Annotated in this window: 16 protein-coding genes; 13 read left to right on the top strand and 3 right to left on the bottom strand. The window is 45.1% G+C overall.

The annotated features are described in order from the left end of the window. The first annotated feature begins 26 nt into the window (after positions 1 to 26). The 7 genes from H8S54_RS08530 (at position 27) to H8S54_RS08505 (ending at position 8,455) form a co-directional block, all read left to right on the top strand. Positions 27 to 3,029, top strand: a complete 3,003-nt coding sequence (locus H8S54_RS08530) for a hypothetical protein (protein WP_186901293.1) — start codon at positions 27 to 29, stop codon at positions 3,027 to 3,029. Positions 3,030 to 3,045: 16 nt separating this feature from the next. Continuing rightward, positions 3,046 to 4,239, top strand: coding sequence for an ABC transporter substrate-binding protein (locus H8S54_RS08525; RefSeq protein WP_186901292.1), 1,194 nt, complete (start codon positions 3,046 to 3,048; stop codon positions 4,237 to 4,239). Positions 4,240 to 4,306: 67 nt separating this feature from the next. Next, the gene (locus H8S54_RS08520) at positions 4,307 to 5,359 is read left to right on the top strand and encodes a FecCD family ABC transporter permease (protein ID WP_117850245.1); all 1,053 of its coding nucleotides are present in this window, start codon (positions 4,307 to 4,309) and stop codon (positions 5,357 to 5,359) included. A gap of 2 nt (positions 5,360 to 5,361) precedes the next feature. Next, positions 5,362 to 6,462 (top strand): ABC transporter ATP-binding protein, encoded by a 1,101-nt coding sequence (locus H8S54_RS08515; protein WP_021926933.1) that lies wholly within the window; start codon positions 5,362 to 5,364, stop codon positions 6,460 to 6,462. Positions 6,463 to 6,752: 290 nt separating this feature from the next. Further along, positions 6,753 to 6,917 carry a DUF6783 domain-containing protein gene (locus H8S54_RS19335; protein WP_408610270.1) on the top strand — a complete coding sequence of 55 codons (165 nt, stop codon included), beginning with the start codon at positions 6,753 to 6,755 and terminating at the stop codon, positions 6,915 to 6,917. A gap of 247 nt (positions 6,918 to 7,164) precedes the next feature. Next, positions 7,165 to 7,380, top strand: a complete 216-nt coding sequence (locus H8S54_RS08510) for a type II toxin-antitoxin system RelE/ParE family toxin (protein ID WP_243176724.1) — start codon at positions 7,165 to 7,167, stop codon at positions 7,378 to 7,380. Positions 7,381 to 7,402: 22 nt separating this feature from the next. Then, a complete protein-coding gene (locus H8S54_RS08505) occupies positions 7,403 to 8,455 on the top strand; it encodes a HigA family addiction module antitoxin (RefSeq protein WP_186901291.1) in 1,053 nt (350 codons plus the stop codon). Positions 8,456 to 8,862: 407 nt separating this feature from the next. Here the strand turns inward: H8S54_RS08505 and H8S54_RS08500 are convergent, their stop codons facing one another. The 3 genes from H8S54_RS08500 to H8S54_RS08490 are packed head-to-tail and all read right to left on the bottom strand — an operon-like array spanning position 8,863 to position 14,262. Beyond that, on the bottom strand, positions 8,863 to 11,241 hold the full coding sequence (locus H8S54_RS08500; protein ID WP_186901290.1) for a glycoside hydrolase family 95 protein: 2,379 nt from the start codon (positions 11,239 to 11,241) through the stop codon (positions 8,863 to 8,865). A 43-nt stretch (positions 11,242 to 11,284) separates the two neighbouring features. Next, positions 11,285 to 12,463: a response regulator transcription factor gene (locus tag H8S54_RS08495; RefSeq protein WP_173767762.1), complete on the bottom strand. Its 1,179-nt coding sequence runs from the start codon at positions 12,461 to 12,463 to the stop codon at positions 11,285 to 11,287. Between the two features lie 29 nt (positions 12,464 to 12,492). Beyond that, positions 12,493 to 14,262, bottom strand: coding sequence for a sensor histidine kinase (locus H8S54_RS08490; protein ID WP_186901289.1), 1,770 nt, complete (start codon positions 14,260 to 14,262; stop codon positions 12,493 to 12,495). A 278-nt stretch (positions 14,263 to 14,540) separates the two neighbouring features. Here H8S54_RS08490 and H8S54_RS08485 point away from each other — a divergent pair, with 278 nt between their 5' ends. The 6 genes from H8S54_RS08485 to H8S54_RS08460 all read left to right on the top strand — a co-directional run bounded on the left by H8S54_RS08485 (position 14,541) and on the right by H8S54_RS08460 (position 21,647). Continuing rightward, positions 14,541 to 15,887: a carbohydrate ABC transporter substrate-binding protein gene (locus H8S54_RS08485; protein ID WP_117850262.1), complete on the top strand. Its 1,347-nt coding sequence runs from the start codon at positions 14,541 to 14,543 to the stop codon at positions 15,885 to 15,887. 111 nt (positions 15,888 to 15,998) lie between these two features. Continuing rightward, entirely contained in the window at positions 15,999 to 16,880 is an 882-nt protein-coding gene (locus H8S54_RS08480; RefSeq protein ID WP_117850265.1) for a carbohydrate ABC transporter permease, read from the top strand. 10 nt (positions 16,881 to 16,890) lie between these two features. Beyond that, on the top strand, positions 16,891 to 17,718 hold the full coding sequence (locus H8S54_RS08475) for a carbohydrate ABC transporter permease (protein ID WP_117850267.1): 828 nt from the start codon (positions 16,891 to 16,893) through the stop codon (positions 17,716 to 17,718). 14 nt (positions 17,719 to 17,732) lie between these two features. Then, positions 17,733 to 19,166, top strand: coding sequence for an alpha-L-fucosidase (locus H8S54_RS08470; protein ID WP_186901288.1), 1,434 nt, complete (start codon positions 17,733 to 17,735; stop codon positions 19,164 to 19,166). A 136-nt stretch (positions 19,167 to 19,302) separates the two neighbouring features. Beyond that, positions 19,303 to 20,166: a YitT family protein gene (locus H8S54_RS08465; RefSeq protein WP_186901287.1), complete on the top strand. Its 864-nt coding sequence runs from the start codon at positions 19,303 to 19,305 to the stop codon at positions 20,164 to 20,166. A 110-nt stretch (positions 20,167 to 20,276) separates the two neighbouring features. Beyond that, on the top strand, positions 20,277 to 21,647 hold the full coding sequence (locus tag H8S54_RS08460; RefSeq protein ID WP_173767758.1) for an MATE family efflux transporter: 1,371 nt from the start codon (positions 20,277 to 20,279) through the stop codon (positions 21,645 to 21,647). The last annotated feature ends 52 nt before the right edge of the window (positions 21,648 to 21,699 follow it).

Here is a 21,699-nt window from a genome sequence, read left to right as displayed (position 1 = left end):
AACCATAAAAGAATCGAGGGAGAAAAATGAAAAGAAATTCAAAACGCTTTCTGGCACTGTTTCTTTCTGTGGCAATGACCGTCACTCCGGCTGCCCTTACACAGGCAGAAAGTGAGAGTACAGGCGTACAGGTTACGGTAACTCCGGCGGAAGAAGCTGTTGTGACAGAAGCTCCGAAAGAGGAGACTGCTCCTGCACAGGAAGAGAAGGCAGAAACAACTGCTCCGGAAGAGACCACGGCACCTACAGAGACTCCGGAGCAGACAGAAACTGCTGAGGTTTCTGTTACAGAAGCGCCAGCACAGACAGAGGATGCCAAAGAAGAGACTGCTGCTCAGCCAGCAGAAGACGCAGCTGTAACAGAAGCTCCGGCTGCAGAAGAAGCTTCCGGCAATGGGATTGCCACTTATACCATGCCAGAGGATTTAAAAGAAGACGGCTCAAACATGACCATTGATAAAGCAGATGATACTGCTTACAAAATGTTCAAAATTGCAAGCTCCTCTGCAGAATTAAAGGGTGATAAAATTAAAATAACCCTGACTTCTAACGGAAAGAACTACAATAAGATTTACCTTGGACATAAAGAAGATGCTGCATCTGTGATGGATGCCAATGCAATCGCAGGAACAGAAACAGAAACCGGATATACCTTCGTTTTCGAAATTGATGCAAAGGCAGAAGCTCAGACCATTTATCTGGTTCCCCATTCTGTAAAAAATAATGCATGGTATACGACCCAGGATCTGAAGCTAAACGTTCCAGGAATGAAAGCCCCGGAACCAACTGCCACACCAGAACCAACCGCAACTCCGGAGCCTACCGCAACTCCAGAGCCTACCGCCACACCAATTCCAACCGAGACTCCGGCAGCCTCTGACAACGAGATCAAGGACGCTGGCATCAAGCTGGTAAAAGAAGACGGCAACGAATTTGCCATGTTCGTGATCACTGGTTCTACTGTAAAATTAGAGGGCGACAAATACATCGTAACCCTTTCCACAGAGAAGCAGAACTATGACATGATTTACTTCGGAAGTTCCAGCGATGCAGATAAAGAGACAAAAGCTGTCCACGGCGTAGAGAATGCAGCAGGCGGCTATACATACACTTTCGAAGTTCCTGCAAGCAAGGAGACACAGACTGTTTCTGTAGTACCTCATTCCAAGAAGAGCCAGCACTGGTATGAAAAAGGAATCCTTACCATTACAATCCCGGCAGTTCCCGGATACGGTGAGCAGCCAGAGGTAACTCCGGTGCCAACACAGACCCCGCAGCCAAGTGAAGCTCCGAGTCCAAGCGAGGCTCCGCAGCCAAGTGAGACCCCGGCTCCAAGCGAAACTCCGGCTCCAACATCTACACCGGAGCCAACTAAGGTTCCATCCGGTGCATGTGAGAACGGAATCTACAATGTGGATGTAACTTCCAGCTCCTCCATGTTCCGAGTAGTAGGCTGTACCCTTACCTCCAAAAACGGAAAGATGACAGCAGTTCTTACCTTAAGCGGCACAGGCTATGATTACCTCTTTGCAGGAACCGGTGAGCAGGCAGCAAAAGCAGATTCCTCCAAATGGATTCCATACACTGTAAATGCTGATGGTAAATATACTTATGAAATTCCGGTGGAATCTCTTGATCAGGGACTTTCAATTGCTGCATTTTCTCACAAAAGACAGACCTGGTATGACAGAACCCTGACCTTTGAGTCAGCTACCTTAAATAAGATCGGTGATATCAAGGATGACACTCAGAAACCAGACACAACTCCGGCACCGACTGCGACACCATCCGTTGAACTGACAGGTACTCCTACACCAACTCCAACAGCAGCTGTTACCGCTACACCAACACCAAATCCGGAACCGGATAAGGAGTCCAAATATGACTCTGATCTTAGCGGAGGAACCTCCTCTGTAAACAGCTCCACCACACTGGCAGACGGAACCTACACACCAGACAGCTTCTCCTGGTCCGGCGGTACCGGTAAGGTAAGTATTTCCTGTAATAAGATTACTGTAACCGGCGGAAAAGCCTATGCAACAATTGTATTCAGCAGTGAATATTACGGATATGTAAAGGCAAACGGCAACACCTATTACGGATCCTGCGGAGGCGGTACCTCCACCTTCACCATTCCGATTGCATTAAACCAGAACAATACCATCATCGGTATGACCACCAGAATGTCTCAGGCTCATGAGATTACTTACACCATTTATGCTGCATTAAAGGGTGCAAGCGATCCGAAAAAAACAGACAAGGAAAATCCGGCAGATGAGAACAGTATGCTTTCCACAGGAAACAAGAAGCTGGATGAAAGTGCACCGGAGATCACAGGGCTTGAGTACAAGAATGAAACCAAGCTTGAGCATGCAAAATATTTTAAACTGTATAACTATGCAAAAGGCATCACCCTGTTTGAGGTTGACATGACCGCAGACACTGCAAGAAAACCGGAAACTGCAGATTCTAAGGAAGCTGCAGCGGCAGAAGATAAAGATGCATCCGCTTCTGAGAAGCTTTACACAGGCAATGTTATCAAATACCTGATCGTGCCGGAAGGCGCAGTGATCCCTGCAGGTCTTGATAAAGACGTAATCCTGATCCAAAAACCGGTTGAAAGCGTTTACGTTGCATCTGAGGGTGCGCTTAACATCCTGGATGAGCTTGGTCTTACTGACAAGATTACCAGCCTTGGCCTGGAAAAAGACGAGGTAACCTCTGACAGCCTCACTGCAGCATTAGAGGATGGCTCTGTATCCTTCGCAGGCAAATACGATGACACCGACTATAAAGAGCTTGTTAAGAGCCAGTGCAATCTTGCCATCCTTCCATCCGATATCCTTCCTGCAGAAGAAACAGAAACAGAAGAAAAGCTGGAAACACTGAAGGATATGGCAGCGAAGTATGCAACCCTGAAGATTCCGTTTATTATTGACCGCTCTGCAGACGAAGAGAATGAGGATGCAAAAGCAGAATGGACAAAAGCATACCAGGCAATTTTCACTGAAACAGATGAAGAGGCATAAACCGCAGGAGAAAACTATGTACGATAAAAAGCTGAAATACCGGATTCTTGGCATTTTTGCAGCAGCTGTGATGACTTTTACAGCAGTAACTCCTGTATGGGCAGAAGAAAATACGGAAGTAGCTGAAACGGATGCTTCCGTGGACACTTCCTCTGACCATACAGCACCAGAGCTTCCGGGACTTACTTACCAGTCCACCATGGAGCTGTCCTTTGCAGAATGCTTTGATGTGTATTACTATAATGATGGCTATAAGCTTCTGGATGTCCATGATAATGCACAGTACCTTGTAGTACCGGAAGGAATGGAGGCACCGGATGGTCTGGATGACAGCATTCAGGTTCTCCAGCAGCCATTGGATACGATCTACATGGCAGCTACTTCCCCAATGGCATTGTTTGATGCCATCGGCGCGGTAGCTTCCATCAAATTATCCGGACTGGACGCATCCGGCTGGTACATCCAGTCAGCAGCAGATGCCATCAATAATGGCGACATGACTTTCGCAGGTAAATATGATGAGCCGGATTACGAGCTTCTGGTAGGAGATGACTGTGATCTTGCAGTTGAGTCCACCATGATCCTCCACGCACCAAAGGTACAGGAGATGATCGAAACCCTTGGAATTCCGGTATTTATCGACCGTTCCAGCTATGAAAGCCAGCCCCTTGGCCGTACGGAGTGGATCAAGCTTTACGGAGCTATGATGAACAAGGAAGAGGAAGCAGCCGCTTTCTTTGACAGTCAGGCGCAGATCATTGAGAAATTAAAGGATTTCACCAACACAGAGAAAACCGTGGCATTTTTCTATATCAACACCAGCGGTTCCCCGGTTGTCCGAAATCCCAAAGATTACATTTCCAGCATGATCGACATTTCAGGCGGGCGAAATGCATTTGCAGACCTTCAGGATGACAGCGGCAAAACCTCTGTTTCCATCACAATGGAAGAGTTTTACAACACTGCTGTGGATGCAGATTATCTGATCTACAATACCAGCATTGATGCCTCTGTAAAGAGCCTTGACGACCTTCTGGCTAAGGACAGTCTTCTGGCTGATTTCAAGGCAGTAAAGGATGGAAATGTATGGATCACCGATAATTCCATGTATCAGCATACGGATACCATCGGCGAGCTGATCAATGATTTTAACCTGATGCTCACAGGCGGCAGCGAGGAGGATATGACCTTCCTGCACAAATTGAACTGATTTTTAAGCGGACTTCTGTAAAGTGGTCCGCTTTCCCATAATAAAACACAAATGGAGTAAACCTAGAATGAGTAAACAACCTGGTGGAACCAGCTTCCACATGGAAAATTTCAAAAGAAGATCCCGCTACGCCCTGGTGTTTATTCTTTTGATCCTGGCATTTTGCGTGATCACCGTGCTGAATATCAATACCGGTAATGTCCATATTTCCCTGTCAGAAATCGCAGATATTCTTTTAAAAAAAGTGACAGATACAAAAGAGTACAGCATTATCTGGAAAATCCGTCTGCCCAGAATCCTGATGGCAGCTATTTTGGGCGGCGCTTTATCCTTATCCGGTTTTTTGCTGCAGACCTTTTTCGAAAACCCAATTGCCGGACCATTTGTACTTGGCATTTCCTCCGGTGCAAAAATGGTAGTAGCTCTTACCATGATTTATTATCTTGGAAGAGCAGCAAATGTTACTTCTTATACCCTGATCATTGCAGCCTTTATCGGTTCTTTAATTTCAATTGGATTTATCCTTTTGATTTCAAAAAGGATCAAGCATATGGCTACCCTTCTGGTTGCCGGAATTATGATCGGCTATATTTGCTCTGCAGTGACAGACTTTGTAGTTACCTTTGCAGATGATTCCGATATTGTTAATCTCCACGGCTGGTCTCAGGGAAGCTTTTCCGGTATGAGCTGGAGCAACGTATATATTTCCTTTGTGGTAATCGGAATTACCTTGATTCTGACCTTCCTTCTGTCAAAGCCCATAGGTGCTTATCAGCTTGGAGAGGCATACGCCCAAAGCATGGGAGTAAATATCCGCTTCTTCCGTGTTGCCCTGATCCTGCTTTCCAGCATTTTGTCTGCAACCGTAACTGCTTTTGCCGGACCGATTTCCTTTGTTGGAATCGCAGTTCCCTTCCTGATGAAAAGAAGCTTTAACACATCAAGACCACTTATTATTATCCCGGGAACCTTTCTTGGAGGAGCTGTTTTCTGTATGATGTGTGACCTGATCGCCAGAATGGCATTTGCACCGCTAGAGCTGAATATCAGTACTGTCACCTCCATATTTGGTGCACCGGTAGTTATTTTTATGATGCTGCGTAAAAAGAGAGGAAACTAAAGATGGAAAATTACTATTTTAAAATGGACCATCTGTCCGTAGGATACAACAAAAAAGCACTGATCCACGATATCTGTATTGGCATCAAAAAAGGAGAAATTGTGACTTTGATCGGACCAAATGGCTCCGGTAAATCTACAATTTTGAAAAGTATCACCCGTCAGCTGCAGATTATTGGCGGAAAGGTTTACTTTGACGACCAGAATCTCACCTCCTTTTCTTTTAGGGATCTTTCCACCCGTATGGCGGTGGTTCTCACAGAGCGTATGAAGCCGGAGCTGATGACCTGCCATGATATTGTGGCAACAGGACGCTATCCTTATACAGGACGGCTTGGTCTTCTTACAAGAGAGGATGAGGAAAAAGTAGAAGAGGCCATGCGTGCAGTACATGCCCAGGAGCTTGGAAGCCGTGATTTTAACAATATCAGTGACGGACAGCGGCAGCGTGTTCTGCTTGCTCGTGCCATCTGCCAGGAGCCGGATATTATTATCCTGGATGAGCCAACCTCCTTCCTTGATATCAAGCATAAGCTGGATCTGCTTTCCATTCTCCGGGATATGGCAAAAATGAAGCATATTACAGTGATCATGTCTCTTCATGAAATCGATCTGGCACAGAAGATTGCGGATAAGATTATTTGCGTAAAAGGAGATACCATTTCCCATTTCGGAAGGCCGGAGGATATTTTTGAGGAAAATATGATCCGGGATTTGTATGACATTAACAATGGCTTTTTTGATCCTCTGTTTGGAAGTATTGAACTTCCAAAGCCGGAGGGAGAGGCGAAAACATTTGTGATCTGCGGAAACGGAACCGGTATTCCTGTATTCCGGCAGCTGCAGAAGGAGCATACGCCGTTTATTGCGGGAATTCTTTATACCAATGATGTAGACTACCGTCTGGCACGACTTCTGGCGGCAGATGTGATAACAGAAAGGCCTTTTATGGATATTTCTGAAGAGACCTTTCAAAAAGCCCTCCGTGTGATGGAGCAGTGTGAGAGAATCATTTGCACGGATGTACCTGTGGGTAGCTGTAATATGCGGCTGGGGCAGTTGATTGAGGCGGCAAAAAAGAGCGGAAAGATGGTTAGGGGCTGAGGGGGAATTTAGTGAAGCAGTCGTTTACAGGACGTGAGTTCGCAAGGTATATTCATCGCAGGTCGTCGCAACACTCCGACGAGCTAACTGCCAACTGCGACTAAACATCTCAGGAGAGCCTTCAATGTTAAGTCTTCGTAGACAGTGGATCTCGTCTCCGTTAAGAGCGCTCCTGAAATGACCTGCTCACGAATATACCTTGTGAACTCACTGGTTACTGGTAAGGCGAATGTGCTGAAACGATACTTCTTAACTGGCACTGAGAGGGAATTCAGACCGATGCTTATTGACTGGCATTAAGGAGAATTCTAGCAAAGTGGGGCGTGCAGATTGCGGGAATGATTTTTCAAACACGCTCTAAGCAGGTCATTTCAGGTGCGTCTTTAGCAGTTAGTTCACCGGAGCGTTGCACCGACCTGCGTGGAATAACAGGTGTTCAGAGGCGTCCGCCTTGATTCACTAAACTGCATCTTAGCATCAGTTTCCGGTTAACTCACTGGAATCGAGATGGTTGTAGGATATTTAATTTACCTGTTAGGTTAATTGTAAAATTGACACATATTAAGAAATGTGCTAATATTTTATTAACCTAGCAGGTAAATTTTTTATAGGAGAGTGGCGGTTGGAAATTACGTACAAAAACAATAAAATCAGGAAAATTTGTACGGATATCAAGGTCGCTGAAAAACATACGGTGCCCAAATGGCAGAAAAAATAGACATGCGTATAGGTGAAATATCAGCGGCTGACACAGTGGAAATGATGATTCAATTTCGTATTGGTCGCTGTCATCCTTTAACGCAAAACCGAAAGGGCCAGTATGCTATGGATCTTGTTCATCCGTACCGGTTAGTATTTGAAAAAAATGGAAATGAAATCCAGATTGCGAATATTTTAGAAATCGTTGATTATCATTAACTAGTATATCGGAGGTATTACTATGGTCAGGAGCAGAAGTTATATAGCGACACCACCTGGAGCCACAATCAAAGAGCAGTTAACTGACAGAGGCATGAGTCAGAAAGAATTTGCCGCAAGAATGAATATGTCAGAGAAGCATATCAGCAAGCTTATTAATGGAGAGGTGCAGCTTACTCCAGACTGTGCAGTCAGACTGGAAGTGGTTCTTGGTGTGTATGCCAAGTTTTGGAATAACCTTGAAGCCGCCTACAGAGAGAAGTTAATTAAGGTTGAAGCTGAAAATTTAATGGAACAGGATGAAGAAATTGCCAGAAAGTTTCCTTATAGTGAAATGGCAAAATATGGCTGGGTTCCTGCTACAAGAAATATAAAAGAAAAAGTGATCAACTTAAGAAAATATTTTGGGATTGTGGAACTTTCCTTGTTAGAAAACAGGCAGATTACACGAATTGCCTGCCGCAGACTGGCGATTACGGAAAAAAGTGATTTGGCACTTATGGCCTGGGCGCAAAGAGTAAAGGTTATTGCCAGGGAAATTGAAACAAAACCGATAAATGTGAAAGGATTCAATAATAGACTTGATGAGATTCGAAAGCTGACACTGATGGAGCCGAAACAGTTTAGTCCTAAATTAAAATTTCTTTTATCGGAGTATGGAATTGCATTAGTTTTTTTGCCGCATTTGAAGGGTTCTTTTTTGCACGGAGCTACATTTCTTGATGGAAACAAAATTGTTTTGGGCCTGACTGCCAGAGGAAGTGACGCGGACAAATTTTGGTTCAGCCTGTTCCATGAGTTAGGGCATATTATGCTTGGACACATAGGAAATTCTGATGGAACATCGGAGCAGGATGAAATTGCTGCAAATGAATGGGCGAGAGATCAGCTGATTCCAACAGATGCTTTTATAAAGTTTAAAGAGAATCATGTATTTTCCATTGATGCGGTGAGGGTATTTGCAGGAATGATTCATATTGCTCCTGGAATTGTAGTTGGCAGATTGCAAAATGAAGGTGAAATTAAGCATAATATGCTCAATGAGTTGAAAGAACACTATGTTATTATTGGGTAATTGAAACTTTCTGTCCTACAGAAATGATGCAGTTTTTGCCACATTGGCGGGACTTAGTGAAGCAGTTGTTTTAGTTGTTTTGTTACCAGGACGTGAGTTCGCAAGGAGAATGTGCTAAAACGATACTTCTTCACTGACACTGAGAGGGAATTCAGACTGATACTTATTTACTGGCATTAAGGGGAATTCCAGCCGATGCACAGCCTCTGGACACCTGTTACTCCTAAGCAGGTCATTTCAGGTGCGTCCTTAGCGGAGGTGAAATCCACTGCTTATGAAGGCTTAATCGTGAAGGCTCTCCTGAACGATTTAGCCGTAGTTAGCAGTTAGTTCACCGGAGCGTTGCACCGACCTGCGTGGAATAACAGGTGTCCAGAGGCGTCCGCCTTGATTAACTAAATCCCCCCTCAGCTCAGCCCCCCATTTCCTTCGTATGCCACACCCCCACGCAGTGAATACCCCCTCACACCCCCTTTTCCGACACGGAGACGCAAAGTGGTATCATGAGCAGGAGTTAAGGTATAGGTGACATTCTTCCCCTCCCATTTAAGATCCACGCGGATGTTCCCACGGGCAATGAACCCGGTGGCTTCCCCGTTTCTCCAGGAGGGTGGGAGCGCAGGGAGAAGGACAAGCTCTTCGCCCTGGCTTTGAACCAGAACCTCGGCGACAGCAGCACTGTAGCCTAAGTTTCCGTCAATCTGGAATGGCGGATGAGCACAAAACAGATTGGGATAGATACCGCCTCTTCGCATTCCCATTTCTTCCGTTGGATCTACCACGTAAAACAGATTTTTCATAATTTTCTCTACATGAGCGCCATCCTCCATACGCGCCCACATCAGAACCTTCCAAGCCAGACTCCATCCGGTCCCCTCGTCTCCCCGAAGCTCAAGACTCTTTCTCACTGCTTTATACAATTCCGGTGTCTGCAAAGTAATGCCGCAGCCAGGATGAAGCTCATAAAGATGGGAAACATGGCGGTGATGCACATCCTGCTCCGGAAATTCTTGGTTCCACTCCAGAATCTGCCCCTTGCTTCCCACCGCAGTAGGTACCATGCGCTCCAAGGCTTCCAGTACATCATACAAAATCTGGCTCTGCAGACCAAGTACTTCACAGCCCTTCACATAATCCCGAAAGAGATTTCTTACAATGGCAAGGGTATTTTCACTGTATTTGGCCACGGAACAATCCTCATAAAACAGATTTTCCGGTGAAGTAGCGGGGCAGATAGCAAGTCCCTGATCTGTTTCCTGAAGCTGAGCCAGACAGAATCGCACATTTTCCTCCAGTATAGGCATAATTTCCTTCAAATACTCTTTATCTTCTGTAAATAAATACTGGTCAAACAGGTTTCGGCAGAGCCATGCCTCCCCAAATGGCCAGAACGACCATACCGCCTTTCCCGTTGCCGGAGAGGTTTTACCCCAGATATCCGTGTTGTGGAAGCAGGCGGTTCCCTCACAGTTAAACAGCTCTCTGGCAGTTTGCTGTCCGTTTTTTACCAGTGCCTTGCAAAGATTTACCAGCGGCTCCTGCATTTGAGCAAGATTCAGGGGACCTGTCATCCAGTAATTCATTTCTGTATTGATATTTACGGTGAAATCTCCGAACCATGGGGGAATAATATCATTGCTCCAGATTCCCTGCAGATTGGCAGCCTGGGTTCCCGGCCTGGAAGAGGAGATGAGCAGATATTTTCCGAAAGCAAACAAGATTGCATAAAGCTCCGGGTCAGATGCACCCTCATGAAATGCGGCAAGACGCTCCCGCAGATCATACCGGGAATTTCCATTCGAAAGCTTCTGGACATCATCCCACAGTCTTAATGAAGTTCTTCCATAAAAAGATTTATATTCTTTCACATGCTCATCCAGCAGCTCTTCAAAAGGTTTTGAAAGTTTCTCTAAATCATCAGCCAGCATATGACGAATTTCTGTATCGGAATACTGGCTGGTATATGCTTTGTCAAATCCCCGGAAGCTGGTACGGATTGCCATACGGATTTCCACCCCTGTCACATGCTCCAAAAGAATTCCATCCGCAGACACGGCAGCCCTTCCACCTTCTGCAGTTACACACCCTTCTCCTATAAAGTGTACGCCCTGAAGCTCTGGTTCTTCGGGGAAAAGGAACTCTTCCGGTTTATTTTCCTTAATAACCTTCAGTCCGCTTCTTCCCGGACAGATTCCGGTAAGCGTGAAATGATTTTCCTTATAATCCTTCTCACGGATAAAGGCTCCGTCACAGTGAATAAAAATGGAGAATGGCTTGGTGTTTTTGATCTGATACACAAGTCCCTGAGCCGGTGAGCTGATAAAGCAGGTACGTGTAACCTTAGCTTCATTTCTCACATAGTGCTCAAAGGCCACAGCCCGGTCTAAATCCAAACACCTTTCATAATCTGTCACAGATGTATCAGAATCTGGTGAAGCACCTGCAAATGTATCTTCATCAGCACCATAATTATCCTCCACAAAATCCAGATGCAGATCTCCAAAGGGCAGATAAACCTGTACATCCTCAGCTTCTTCCAGCTTCTTTTCTATGACCATTTTTGCTTCTTCATATTTCCCGGCTTTTGCAAGCTCCCCGGCCTGCTTCACCACTTCAGGGGAAAGCCCGGTCTGTCCGCTGTAAGGAGAGCCTGACCATAAGGTATCTTCGTTTAACTGCAGTACTTCATGATCCGGGGCTCCGTGAATAACTGCTCCTATTCGTCCATTTCCCAGAGGAAATCCTTCCAGCCAGCATTTTGCCGAATTTTTAAAATATAATTCCATATATGTAGTCCTTTCCTTATTGTTTATTGGTATTATGATCCGCCTACTGATGATACTTCTTTCCATATTCTGATGGGGAAATCCCCATGTATTTCTTAAACAGCCTGCTGAAATAAAGCTGATCATCAATTCCTACCATGGAAGAAATCTCTTTCATGGATAGGGTATTCTCTTTGATCAAGGTTGCAGCCTTGCGCACCCGCAGATTATTCAGATAGTTGGTAATGCTTGTTCCAACCTCTGATTTAAAAATCCTGCACAGATAACTGGAGCTTAAATTCACATTTGCGGAAATAGAAGCCAGGGTAAGCCTATACATATAATTTTCCTCCATATATTCCAGGGTCTTAGCCACATCTGCTTTATAATGTCCCTCACTGGAGGAAAATTCCCGGAATACACTCCGTGCTTCCTCATAATTTTTCATCATTTCCTGATAGGGCATATCCGGTGCAAAGGACTGGTACATGGTAAAACGATTGTACAGTTTTTTCACCAGCTGCTCCACCTTAATTTCACTGCCAGACAGCTCTGCCTGGGAAAAAACAACCAATGCGCTATAATCATTCAGTACCAGAATATAGGGCTGCAGCACTCCCTGGACCGCATCCAGGATCATATCCCGCAGAAGATTTCCGGATATGGAAAACGCTTCGTTAGATAAAAACTTCTCAAAGGTTACATAGCAGATGGCACAGGAAGCTTCCATAAACGCAAGTCTGGTTTTGTCGTGCTCAGCAATAAAATCTGAAAGCTTTGCATCCTTCCTGAAAAATTCCAGCAGCAGCGCTTGCATATTCTCTTTTGGATCCTTTTTTTCAGTTTCCCAATGACTGGGCACTCTGTCCTTTAATTTTTCTACCGTTTTATTTAAACAGGCAAGAAGGGTATCCGGCTGGATCTTAATTTTCAGCAGATAATCTGCAGCACCAAGCAGCAGGGCACTTCTCACAGAATCAAAATCCTCGTAATTGCTAAGCACCAGAATTTCACCGGGATATCCTTGTTCCTTTAAGATACGGATCAGCTCCAGCCCATCCATCCCGGGCATTTTCAGATCTGTGATGATCACATCCGGATGATGCTGGCCAATCAGAGGCAGTGCCTCAAGCCCATTTGATGCCGTTCCGCAAATAGAAAAGCCATGCTCCTCCCAGGGCAGGATGGAGCGAAGGGCAATCTTTACAATGGGCTCATCATCAATAATCAGTATACTGTACATGTATTATCCTTTCCGACCAATTGTGTATTTTATGAAAGTGAATCCGCATAGAGCTCCGGCAGAGTAAGCGTACACCTGGTTCCTTCTCCTGGCTGACTGTCAATTTTCAGCCCGTATTCCCGTCCGAAATTCAGCTGGATCCGATCATTTACATTGGCAACGCCAATTTTTTTTCGCTCCGGGCGAGGTGCCAGGGCGTCGTCCGTCACCTTAAAGCCTTTACCGTCATCGGACAGCTCTATAACCACATGATCTTCTTCTCGCCAGCAGGTAATCTGGATTTCCATTACGGTACCGTCATCTGAAGAGCCATGCATCACCGAATTTTCTGCCAGTGGCTGCAAAATCAGCTTGGGAACCAGGCAGGAGAGCAGTTCATCCTCCTCCACATGGAAGGAATACTCAAAGCTGCCAGCGTAGCGGATTCTGAGAATGGAAAAATAGTTTTCCAGATTTTCCAGTTCTTCCCGAATGGTAATATATTCGTTCTTATTGGTAAGGGTATTCTGTAAAAGACTGCTTAGTGCCTGAATTCCATCGCTTACGATCAGATCCTTATGCATAGCAGCCACAAACCGAAGGCTGTTCAGAGTGTTAAAAAGAAAATGAGGATTCAGCTGATACTGAAGCATCTGCAGCTCCAGTTCCCTTTTTCTCTCTTCCTGAGCCTTCTGCTGAGCCATCAGATGTTCAATGGTGTCTGCCATATGATCCATACTTCCGGAAAGTCTGGAAAGCTCGTCTTTATGATTGTCCTGAATACGCACAGATAAGTCCCCATGGGAAAGTGCTTTACAGAATTCCAGCATTCTTTTAATGGGAGACATAATTCCCTGATATACCATGGCTACGATCCCGATGCACAGCAAAACCAGAAGCATCACCACCACAAGAATCTGCTTTAGCATGGCATAAACCTCTGAATTAATATAGTGGTAGGGCATGGTATATACAAATAGCTGATTCAGGTTTTTGTTATAAATGTAAGTTACCAGCTGTTCCTCCCCATCCTCCTGGATACTGAAGGAATCTGTTTTCTTTGGAAGCATTTCCCCGATTCTTTTCATAAGCTCTTTATCAATTTTCTTCCCCAGAGATATACTTCGGTTCCAGGAAGAAAGCACGGTTCCATCCATATTCATATACATAATATTGGAAGAATCCGACAGCCCTACAGGCTCCAGTACCGTCTTGGAAAAAATTTTCTCCTCAATGGAAATCAGGGTATATCCGATTACCCGGCTTTTGGAATACTGCTCATAAATCCTTCTTCCAAGAACCAGAATATCCCGGTCCCGGTAAGTGTGTACGTAAGCCCACACATCCTGATCCTGCTCCTCAAGCCGGGAAAGGATTTTGTCCACATCCTCCTGATAAAACCCGTCATAGCCAAGATCATAAAAAATATTTCCTTCTGTATCATAGACAGTAATGTTTTTCGCCTGGGCGGGATAGATGATCTTATTGCGGATCATGCTCTGGATCTCATTGATCGCCTGATTCTTCTCCATGTCCGTCATGTCTTTTTTCAGAAGGCCTTCCTTAATCTCCTCGCTGATGCAGATAGAGCCGCACAGATACTGGTATTTTTCAATCTCGCTTACCATGTTCAGATTGATCATGGACAGGGTCTGGGAAATGGACGCAGAAAGCTTCTCCTGAAGTGCCACGGAAAATATATGAAAAGAATAGCCGCTGATCCCCGCTAATGGAATAATAGAAATCATCAGAAGGGCAATTACAAGTCTTGTTTTGATACTGAATTTACGAAATCCCTGAAAATGATGTTTTTTTCCCATGGCGGATCCTCCCATTGCTTTTGTCCTCTAACGGATATCTGTCAAAATATTATTATTTTCATTCATTATACAGGAAAAAAACAGAATAATCTATGTAAAAGCAAAAGACAAAAAAATAATACATATATGCCGCAAGAAAATCCATATCAGATATATTTTACAAGAAAATGTTCCATAGCAAGAGTTATTTTGTCGATTTACTATAAATGATTTTTCAAATATAATAGCATCATCAGGCAAACATAATAAAACAGCCAACCAGAAGGAGGAAACACCCTATGAAAAAAAGATTTGCAGCATCCGCTATGATCCTTGCCATGAGCGCAGCTACTGTACTTTCCCCGCTCACAGCATTTGCGGAAGCAGAAGAGCAGGAACTGAACATTGCCATTTTCCAGGGCGGATACGGAGATGCTTACTGGAACCAGATGGTAGAGCTTTTTGAAGCAAGCCATGAGGGCGTGAAGGTAAACATGACCATCAGCCCGACTATCGGTGATATCATCCGTCCACAGATCGTAGCCGGAAACGCACCGGATTTTATCTGCCTCAATGATGGAGCCGAGGATGGCGTTATCCTTTCCCTGATCAAGGAGCATGCGCTTCTCAATCTGGACGATGTATTTGACGGAGAAAACTATGCAGGAACCGGAACTCTTCGGGATGATATTACAGATGGTATCCTTTCCAGCACCAAATGTGCGCCTTACGGAGATGACGAAATCTATCTTGCACCATTTAGCAGCGGCCCGCAGGGTCTGATCTACAATAAGACCTTCTTCGAGGAAAATAATCTGGAAGTTCCCAAAACATGGGATGAGTTTTTCACACTTGGCGATACCTTGAAGGATATTGACGGACGTGCGCTTTTTACCTATCAGGGAATTTATCCAGGATACATGGAAGAAATGCTCTGGCCGGCAATCGCAAATGAGTGCGGCGAGGAAGCCCTTACCAGGATTGCCAATTATGAGGAAGGCTCTTTCAATAACGAAGGTGTGTTAAAGGCCCTTACCCATATCAAAGAGATCGCAGAAAAAGGCTATTTGTTAGAGGGTACTGTGGGCATGAACCATACGGAATCCCAGACAGAAATGATGCTTGGAAAAGCAGCATTTATCACGAATGGAACCTGGATGGAAAATGAGATGCAGGATGCTCCAAGAGAAGAGGGCTTTGAGTTTGCAATGGCTCCGATTCCGACTGAGAACGCAGACGATGTGCATTACATATTCGACAGCTGCGAGCAGTTCTCCATTCCGGCAGCTGCAAAGAATCCAGAGCTTGCAAAGGAATTCCTCCGTTTCCTGTACAGCGATGAATCTGTATCTGCATTTGCAGAGGCTTCCGGTGCACTTTACGCAACCAAGAGTGCCCGCGAGGTAGCAAAGGACAAGCTGTCTGCAGCAATCTACAACATGTACGGAATCTATGAAGAAGCAAAGGCATCCTCCTTGATTATGAGCTTCTCCGCAGTTCCGGCTGACTGTAAGGTGAATCCTAAGGATGAAATCTTCAACCCGATCACTTCTGTTATGAATGATGAAATGACAGTAGAAGAGTGGGCTCAGAATGTAGAAGATGCTTTTGCGCAGATTCGCGCTGACCAAGAAGCTGCAAAATAACAGGAGGAATATTGTTTTCCATAGAAAGGCTGCTGCACATGTATGCAGCAGCCTTTCTTCACCCAAAACGGATATTTCCATAACTTTAATATAAAAACGAGGTGACCTAGCGTGGTAAAAAAACCGAAATTATTCATAGCCTTATGTACACTTCCGGCTTTAATCCTTACGATCATCTTTATGATCGTTCCCATGGTGAATGCAGTTTACCTTTCCTTTACCAGCTCTACTGCACTCAGCGTTGGCTTTAACAGCAAATTCGTATTTTTAGATAACTATATTTACATGTTTCAGGACAAAGATTTTATCCGGGCTCTGCTTAACACCTTTAAGCTGATGCTGGTGATCCCGGCTGTGACTATTTTCCTTAGTCTGATCTTTGCCTTTATTCTCACCCAGGGCGAGCTTCAGGAAAAATCCTTTTACCGTACTGTTTTCTTTTTCCCAAGTATTATATCCATGACAGTTGTAGGTATTGTGTGGTCCTTTGTGTTTAATCCTACAAGAGGAATTCTGAACCATCTTCTGGATATGTTTCATCTTTCCACCTGGAAGCATGCCTGGCTTGGAGAGGGAAAAACTGCTCTGTGGTGTATCGGTGCTGCTCTGGTATGGCAGGCGATCGGATATTATATGGTAATGCATGTGGCTTCTATTGATGGAATTTCCCAGGAGGTGTACGAGGCAGCTTCTATTGATGGTGCTACCGGAACACAGAAATTTTTTAAGATCACCATTCCGCTTCTTCGAAAATCCATTGGAACCACCTATATTTTATCTCTTTCCGGAACCATAAACCTAAGCTTCACCCTGTCAAATGTTATGACAGGCGGCGGACCAAACGGGGCGTCCAGTGTCCTTCTTCAGTATATGTATACCCAGGGCATGCGAAACGCCAACTTCGGATATGCTATGGCTATTGCCATGTTTACCCTTGTACTTGCAATTATCATTGCAATAATCTCACGAAAGCTGTCGTCTGAAAAAGAATAGGAGGGAACTGATGAAAACTGTAAGAACATGGTGTGTCAGAATCCTGATGATTCTGTTCACGATTATTTTTCTTTATCCGCTTTTCTGGAACCTGATGTCTGCATTTAAAACCAATACAGAGTATCTGACGGATCCTTATGCGCTGCCTGCAGCACTGAATTTTGACAACTTTATTGCAGCCTGGGGAAAAGCAAACATTGCAGCCTATTTTGGAAATTCCGTACTGGTAACGGTACTTTCAACCGTGCTTTTGCTTTTATTTGTTATTCCTATTTCTTATGCGCTGGCAAGATACCGTTTTGTAGGGAGCAAGCTGATCTCAACCATTTATATGGCATGCATTTTCCTGCAGGCAACCTATATTATGATTCCTCTGTTTCTGGAATTACAGGCAATAAACGGATTGAACAATCTTCCGGTACTGTGCCTTGTTTATGCAGTCATGCAGTTTCCGTTTTGTATTTTTACTCTCCAGGGCTTTATGTCCGCTGTGCCAAGGGACTATGAGGAATCTGCCAGAATTGACGGCGCTACCAACCTTCAGCTTCTGCTTAAGGTAATGGTTCCTCTTGCCAAGCCTGGAATCGCTACCATTACCATGTTAAGTGCCATGGGCTTTTGGAATGAATATCCGCTGGCTCTTGTACTTCTCACAGAGGATGCAAAAAAAACACTTCCAATTGGTATGGCAAACCTGTTTGAGGTGCAAAAGTACGCTACAGACTGGGGTGCATTGTTTGCAGGACTTGTGATCGTCATGATTCCGACGATTATTATTTATCTTATTGGACAAAGATATCTGCTGCAGGGAATCGGCGCAGGCGGCTTAAAGGGTTAGAGAGGAGTTTATATATGCCAACAGATCAGGAATTAATTCGAATTGTTCCAAGTGACAGGCAGCTTGCCTATCAGGAAACGGAATTCTATGCATTTTTTCATTTCGGAATGAATACATATACAGACAGAGAATGGGGCGACGGAACCGAAGATCCCAAGCTTTTTAACCCTGCCAAGCTGGATGCCGACCAGTGGGTATCTGCAGCCAAAAGCGCAGGCATGAAGGGCGTGATCCTCACCTGCAAGCACCACGACGGCTTCTGCCTTTGGCCCACCAGATACACCAGTCACAGCGTTGCCTCAAGCCCATGGAAAAAGGGAACCGGTGATGTAGTCAAAGAGGTTTCGGATGCCTGCCGCCGTCACGGCATGAAATTCGGAATCTATCTTTCCCCCTGGGACCGGAACCAGCCCTGCTATGGAACGGGAAAGGAATATGATGATTACTATCTGGCTCAGCTTACCGAGCTGCTCACCGGATACGGAGAAATATTCAGTGTCTGGCTGGATGGTGCCTGCGGCGAGGGACCAAATGGCAAAAAACAGGTCTATGACTGGGAACGCTATTATGCCTGCGTGCGCAAATATCAGCCAGACGCCTGCATCTGTGTATGCGGCCCGGATATCCGCTGGTGCGGCAATGAAGCCGGAGATGTGCGTAAATCCGAGTGGAGTGTAGTTCCTGCCCGTACTGCACTGGCAGAGAGCATACAGGAAAAAAGCCAGCAGGCAGATGATGAGGAATTCCGTCAGCGAAAAATTACAAGTGACATGGAGGATCTTGGAAGCAGAGCCGCTCTTCAGGGAGAAAAGGACCTGATCTGGTATCCTGCTGAGGTCAATACCTCCATAAGACCGGGCTGGTTTTATCACGCAAAAGAAGATAATCAGGTAAAAAGCCTTAAAGAGCTGATTTCTATTTACTGCGGATCTGTAGGTGGAAACGCTACCTTTCTTCTTAATGTTCCGCCTATGCCAAACGGGCTGCTCCATCCAAATGATGTTGCCAGGCTGGCAGAATTGGGACAGTGGAAGAGAAGTGCATTTTCCGGCAATCTTGCAGAATTTGCAGAGATAACTGCGTCCTCCGAAGATGCCGCTCATCCGGTTCAGAATGTTCTCACAGACACCAGAACCACCTGGTACCAGCCAGAGACAGATGCCAAAACCGGAGCTTTCCCAGCGGAACTTATTTTCAATCTGCATACCCAAAAGGCACTGGGCTATCTGGTAATAAAAGAGGCAATCCAGCACAGCCAGAGAGTGGAGGCCTTTTGTGTCTACGCACAAAAAGAAGAGAAGTGGGTTCCGGTTTATGAAGGAACCGTTATAGGATATCAGAAAATCGTGAAGCTTTCCGAAGCTTTCACCAGGAAGCTTAAAATTGTATTTTCTGATTATCGTGTTGCGCCTTTAATTTCCTTTGTGGGAATTTATCCCAAAAGATAATTTCATAAAATACCATTATTTTCCAGATAATTTTCTTTTAAACATATTATTATTCGCAATTCTTTGAGCGCAGTTTCTTTACAGAGACTGCGTTTTACGTTATACTTAAGATATCCAAAGAAGGAGAGTAAAACTTATGAAAAAGAAAATATTTACAAAAGACAACCTGATTTTTTTCCTGATCCTCAATCTGGGACTGATTTTCACGGCAGTAGGAATTTCCATTTTTAAAACGCCTAACCATTTCGCCTTTGGGGGAACCTCCGGTCTGTCCATCATACTGTCCACCCTTTTTCCACAATGGAATGTCGGTGTATTCATGTGGATCGTCAATGCAGTGCTGGTTGTGCTGGGATTTTTCTTCCTGGGAATCCATTCCATGGGCTGGACCATTTATTCCTCCTTTGCCTTGTCCTTTTTTGTCAGTGCCTGTGAATTTATTTACCCATTACAGGCACCACTGACTCATGATGTATTTTTGGAGCTGTGCTTTGCCGTTATTCTCCCCGCAGTTGGTGCTGCTATGGTATTTAATGTAGGTGCCTCTACAGGCGGTACCGATATTGTGGCTATGATCCTGCACAAATACACAAGCCTTGAGATCGGACGCGCCCTTTTGGTCAGTGACCTTGGAATCGTGCTTGTGGCAGCCTATCTTTACGGCGCACAGACCGGACTTTACTGTATCCTGGGCATGATCCTGAAATGCACCGTAGTAGACAGCGCCATTGAGAGCCTGAACCTTCGAAAGGTCTGTACCGTAATCTGTAAGTATCCGGACGAAGTAGAGTCTTTCATTATCAATGATCTTCACCGTTCTGCTACTGAGCAGAAGGCTTTCGGCATTTACACAAAAACGGAGCAGAAGGTACTGATGACCGTTCTCACCAGAAGTGAAACCAACCGTCTTCGTATTTACCTGCGCCATCTGGACCCCCATGCATTTATCACCATTGTAAACAGCAGTGAAATTATCGGAAAAGGGTTCCGAAGTATTTAAATACCAGAAGTCAGAATAGTGTAATTATCTGTCATAATAAGGGTGGCATTTTTCTCTCTGAAGCATTATAATGATAGGACACAAATTTATAATGACTCGAAGGGGGAACTATGAAAAGTACGGTTTCAACGGGGAAAGACAACTTTTACCCGCAGATTTTCCGGCTGGCAATTCCGATCATTATCCAGAATCTGCTCAGCGCGGCAGTAAATTCAGCTGACGTGATCATGCTGAATTACGTAGGTCAGTCTGCTATCTCGGCAGTATCTCTGGCCGCCAATTATTCCAATATTTTGTTTATGGTTTATTACGGACTGGGAACAGGAGCGTCCCTTTTGTGTTCCCAGTATTCCGGCAAAAAGAACTTCCAGGCCATCCATGCAGTCGAAGGAATTGCCCTTCGTTTTTCCGTGGCAATATCCATTCTGGTGGCATTGGTGGCCTTTACTATGCCCCAACGGATGATGACCCTTTTTACATCTGACAGGGAACTGATTGCCATCGGCTCATCCTATCTGCGGATCATGGGAATCACATACATCTGCTGGGGAATTTCGGAAATTTACCTGGCGGTTCTTCGAAGCATCGGCCGCGTTACCGTCAGCATGGTACTAAATATGCTGGCATTTATCCTGAATATTTTGCTCAATGCCACATTTATCTTCGGTCTTTTTGGCGCACCGAAGCTCGGTGCCACCGGAGTTGCCATTGCGACCGCACTTTCCAGACTGATCCAGCTGATTGCCTGTATGATCGTTTCCTTTCTGAGTAAGGATGTGAAACTGAATCTCGCTTACATGTTCCTCAGAAGCAAGGTACTGCTGAACGATTTTATCCGACTGTCACTTCCTGCACTTGGAAATGACCTGTCCTGGAGCGTGGCATTTTCCATGTACTCCGTAATTTTAGGGCATCTTGGCACAGACGCAGTAGCCGCCAATTCCCTGGTAACGGTAGTGCGAAACATCGGCTCCGTATTCTGCTTTGCCATCGCAAGCGCAGGAACCATTTTGCTTGGTCAGATCATGGGACAGGGCGACCTGGAAAAATCCAAACGGTACGCTTCCAGAATGCTTCGCCTGACTGTGATCACAGGTGCTATCGGTGGACTGATCGTTCTTGCCGTCACGCCTTTTGTGCTGAAGTTCGCCTCCCTGAATGAGACAGCCATGCATTACCTGAAATACATGCTTCTTATCAACACTTACTACATTATGGGATCCGCGGTCAATACTGCACTGATTGCAGGTGTGTTCCGGGCAGGAGGGGATACCAAGTTCGGCCTGATCTGTGACACGATAGATATGTGGGTGTACGCGGTGCCTCTTGGATTTTTCGCCGCGTTTGTGCTGAAGCTTCCGGTGCTGTGGGTATATTTCCTTTTGTGCACCGACGAGTTTGTGAAATGGCCCTGGGTTTTCCATCATTACCTCAAGGGCACCTGGGCAAAAAATATAACACGGGACAATCTATTTGAATAAATTTGGATAAACAACAAGGCAGCCAGAATCACATACACTGGCTGCCTTGTTG

It is taken from the genome of Blautia segnis (genome assembly GCF_014287535.1).
GTDB lineage: Bacteria > Bacillota > Clostridia > Lachnospirales > Lachnospiraceae > Blautia_A > Blautia_A acetigignens.
Note: the sequence above shows the minus strand (reverse complement) of the source record. Positions and strands in the feature narration are given on the sequence as shown.

What these genes read in the sequence shown, in the direction of transcription:
- H8S54_RS08530 (WP_186901293.1), top strand. Translation starts at nt 27, where the DNA reads ATGAAAAGAAATTCAAAACGCTTTCTGGCACTGTTTCTTTCTGTGGCA.
- H8S54_RS08525 (WP_186901292.1), top strand. Translation starts at nt 3,046, where the DNA reads ATGTACGATAAAAAGCTGAAATACCGGATTCTTGGCATTTTTGCAGCA.
- H8S54_RS08520 (WP_117850245.1), top strand. Translation starts at nt 4,307, where the DNA reads ATGAGTAAACAACCTGGTGGAACCAGCTTCCACATGGAAAATTTCAAA.
- H8S54_RS08515 (WP_021926933.1), top strand. Translation starts at nt 5,362, where the DNA reads ATGGAAAATTACTATTTTAAAATGGACCATCTGTCCGTAGGATACAAC.
- H8S54_RS08510 (WP_243176724.1), top strand. Translation starts at nt 7,165, where the DNA reads ATGGCAGAAAAAATAGACATGCGTATAGGTGAAATATCAGCGGCTGAC.
- H8S54_RS08505 (WP_186901291.1), top strand. Translation starts at nt 7,403, where the DNA reads ATGGTCAGGAGCAGAAGTTATATAGCGACACCACCTGGAGCCACAATC.
- H8S54_RS08500 (WP_186901290.1), bottom strand. Translation starts at nt 11,241, where the DNA reads ATGGAATTATATTTTAAAAATTCGGCAAAATGCTGGCTGGAAGGATTT.
- H8S54_RS08495 (WP_173767762.1), bottom strand. Translation starts at nt 12,463, where the DNA reads ATGTACAGTATACTGATTATTGATGATGAGCCCATTGTAAAGATTGCC.
- H8S54_RS08490 (WP_186901289.1), bottom strand. Translation starts at nt 14,262, where the DNA reads ATGGGAAAAAAACATCATTTTCAGGGATTTCGTAAATTCAGTATCAAA.
- H8S54_RS08485 (WP_117850262.1), top strand. Translation starts at nt 14,541, where the DNA reads ATGAAAAAAAGATTTGCAGCATCCGCTATGATCCTTGCCATGAGCGCA.
- H8S54_RS08475 (WP_117850267.1), top strand. Translation starts at nt 16,891, where the DNA reads ATGAAAACTGTAAGAACATGGTGTGTCAGAATCCTGATGATTCTGTTC.
- H8S54_RS08470 (WP_186901288.1), top strand. Translation starts at nt 17,733, where the DNA reads ATGCCAACAGATCAGGAATTAATTCGAATTGTTCCAAGTGACAGGCAG.
- H8S54_RS08465 (WP_186901287.1), top strand. Translation starts at nt 19,303, where the DNA reads ATGAAAAAGAAAATATTTACAAAAGACAACCTGATTTTTTTCCTGATC.
- H8S54_RS08460 (WP_173767758.1), top strand. Translation starts at nt 20,277, where the DNA reads ATGAAAAGTACGGTTTCAACGGGGAAAGACAACTTTTACCCGCAGATT.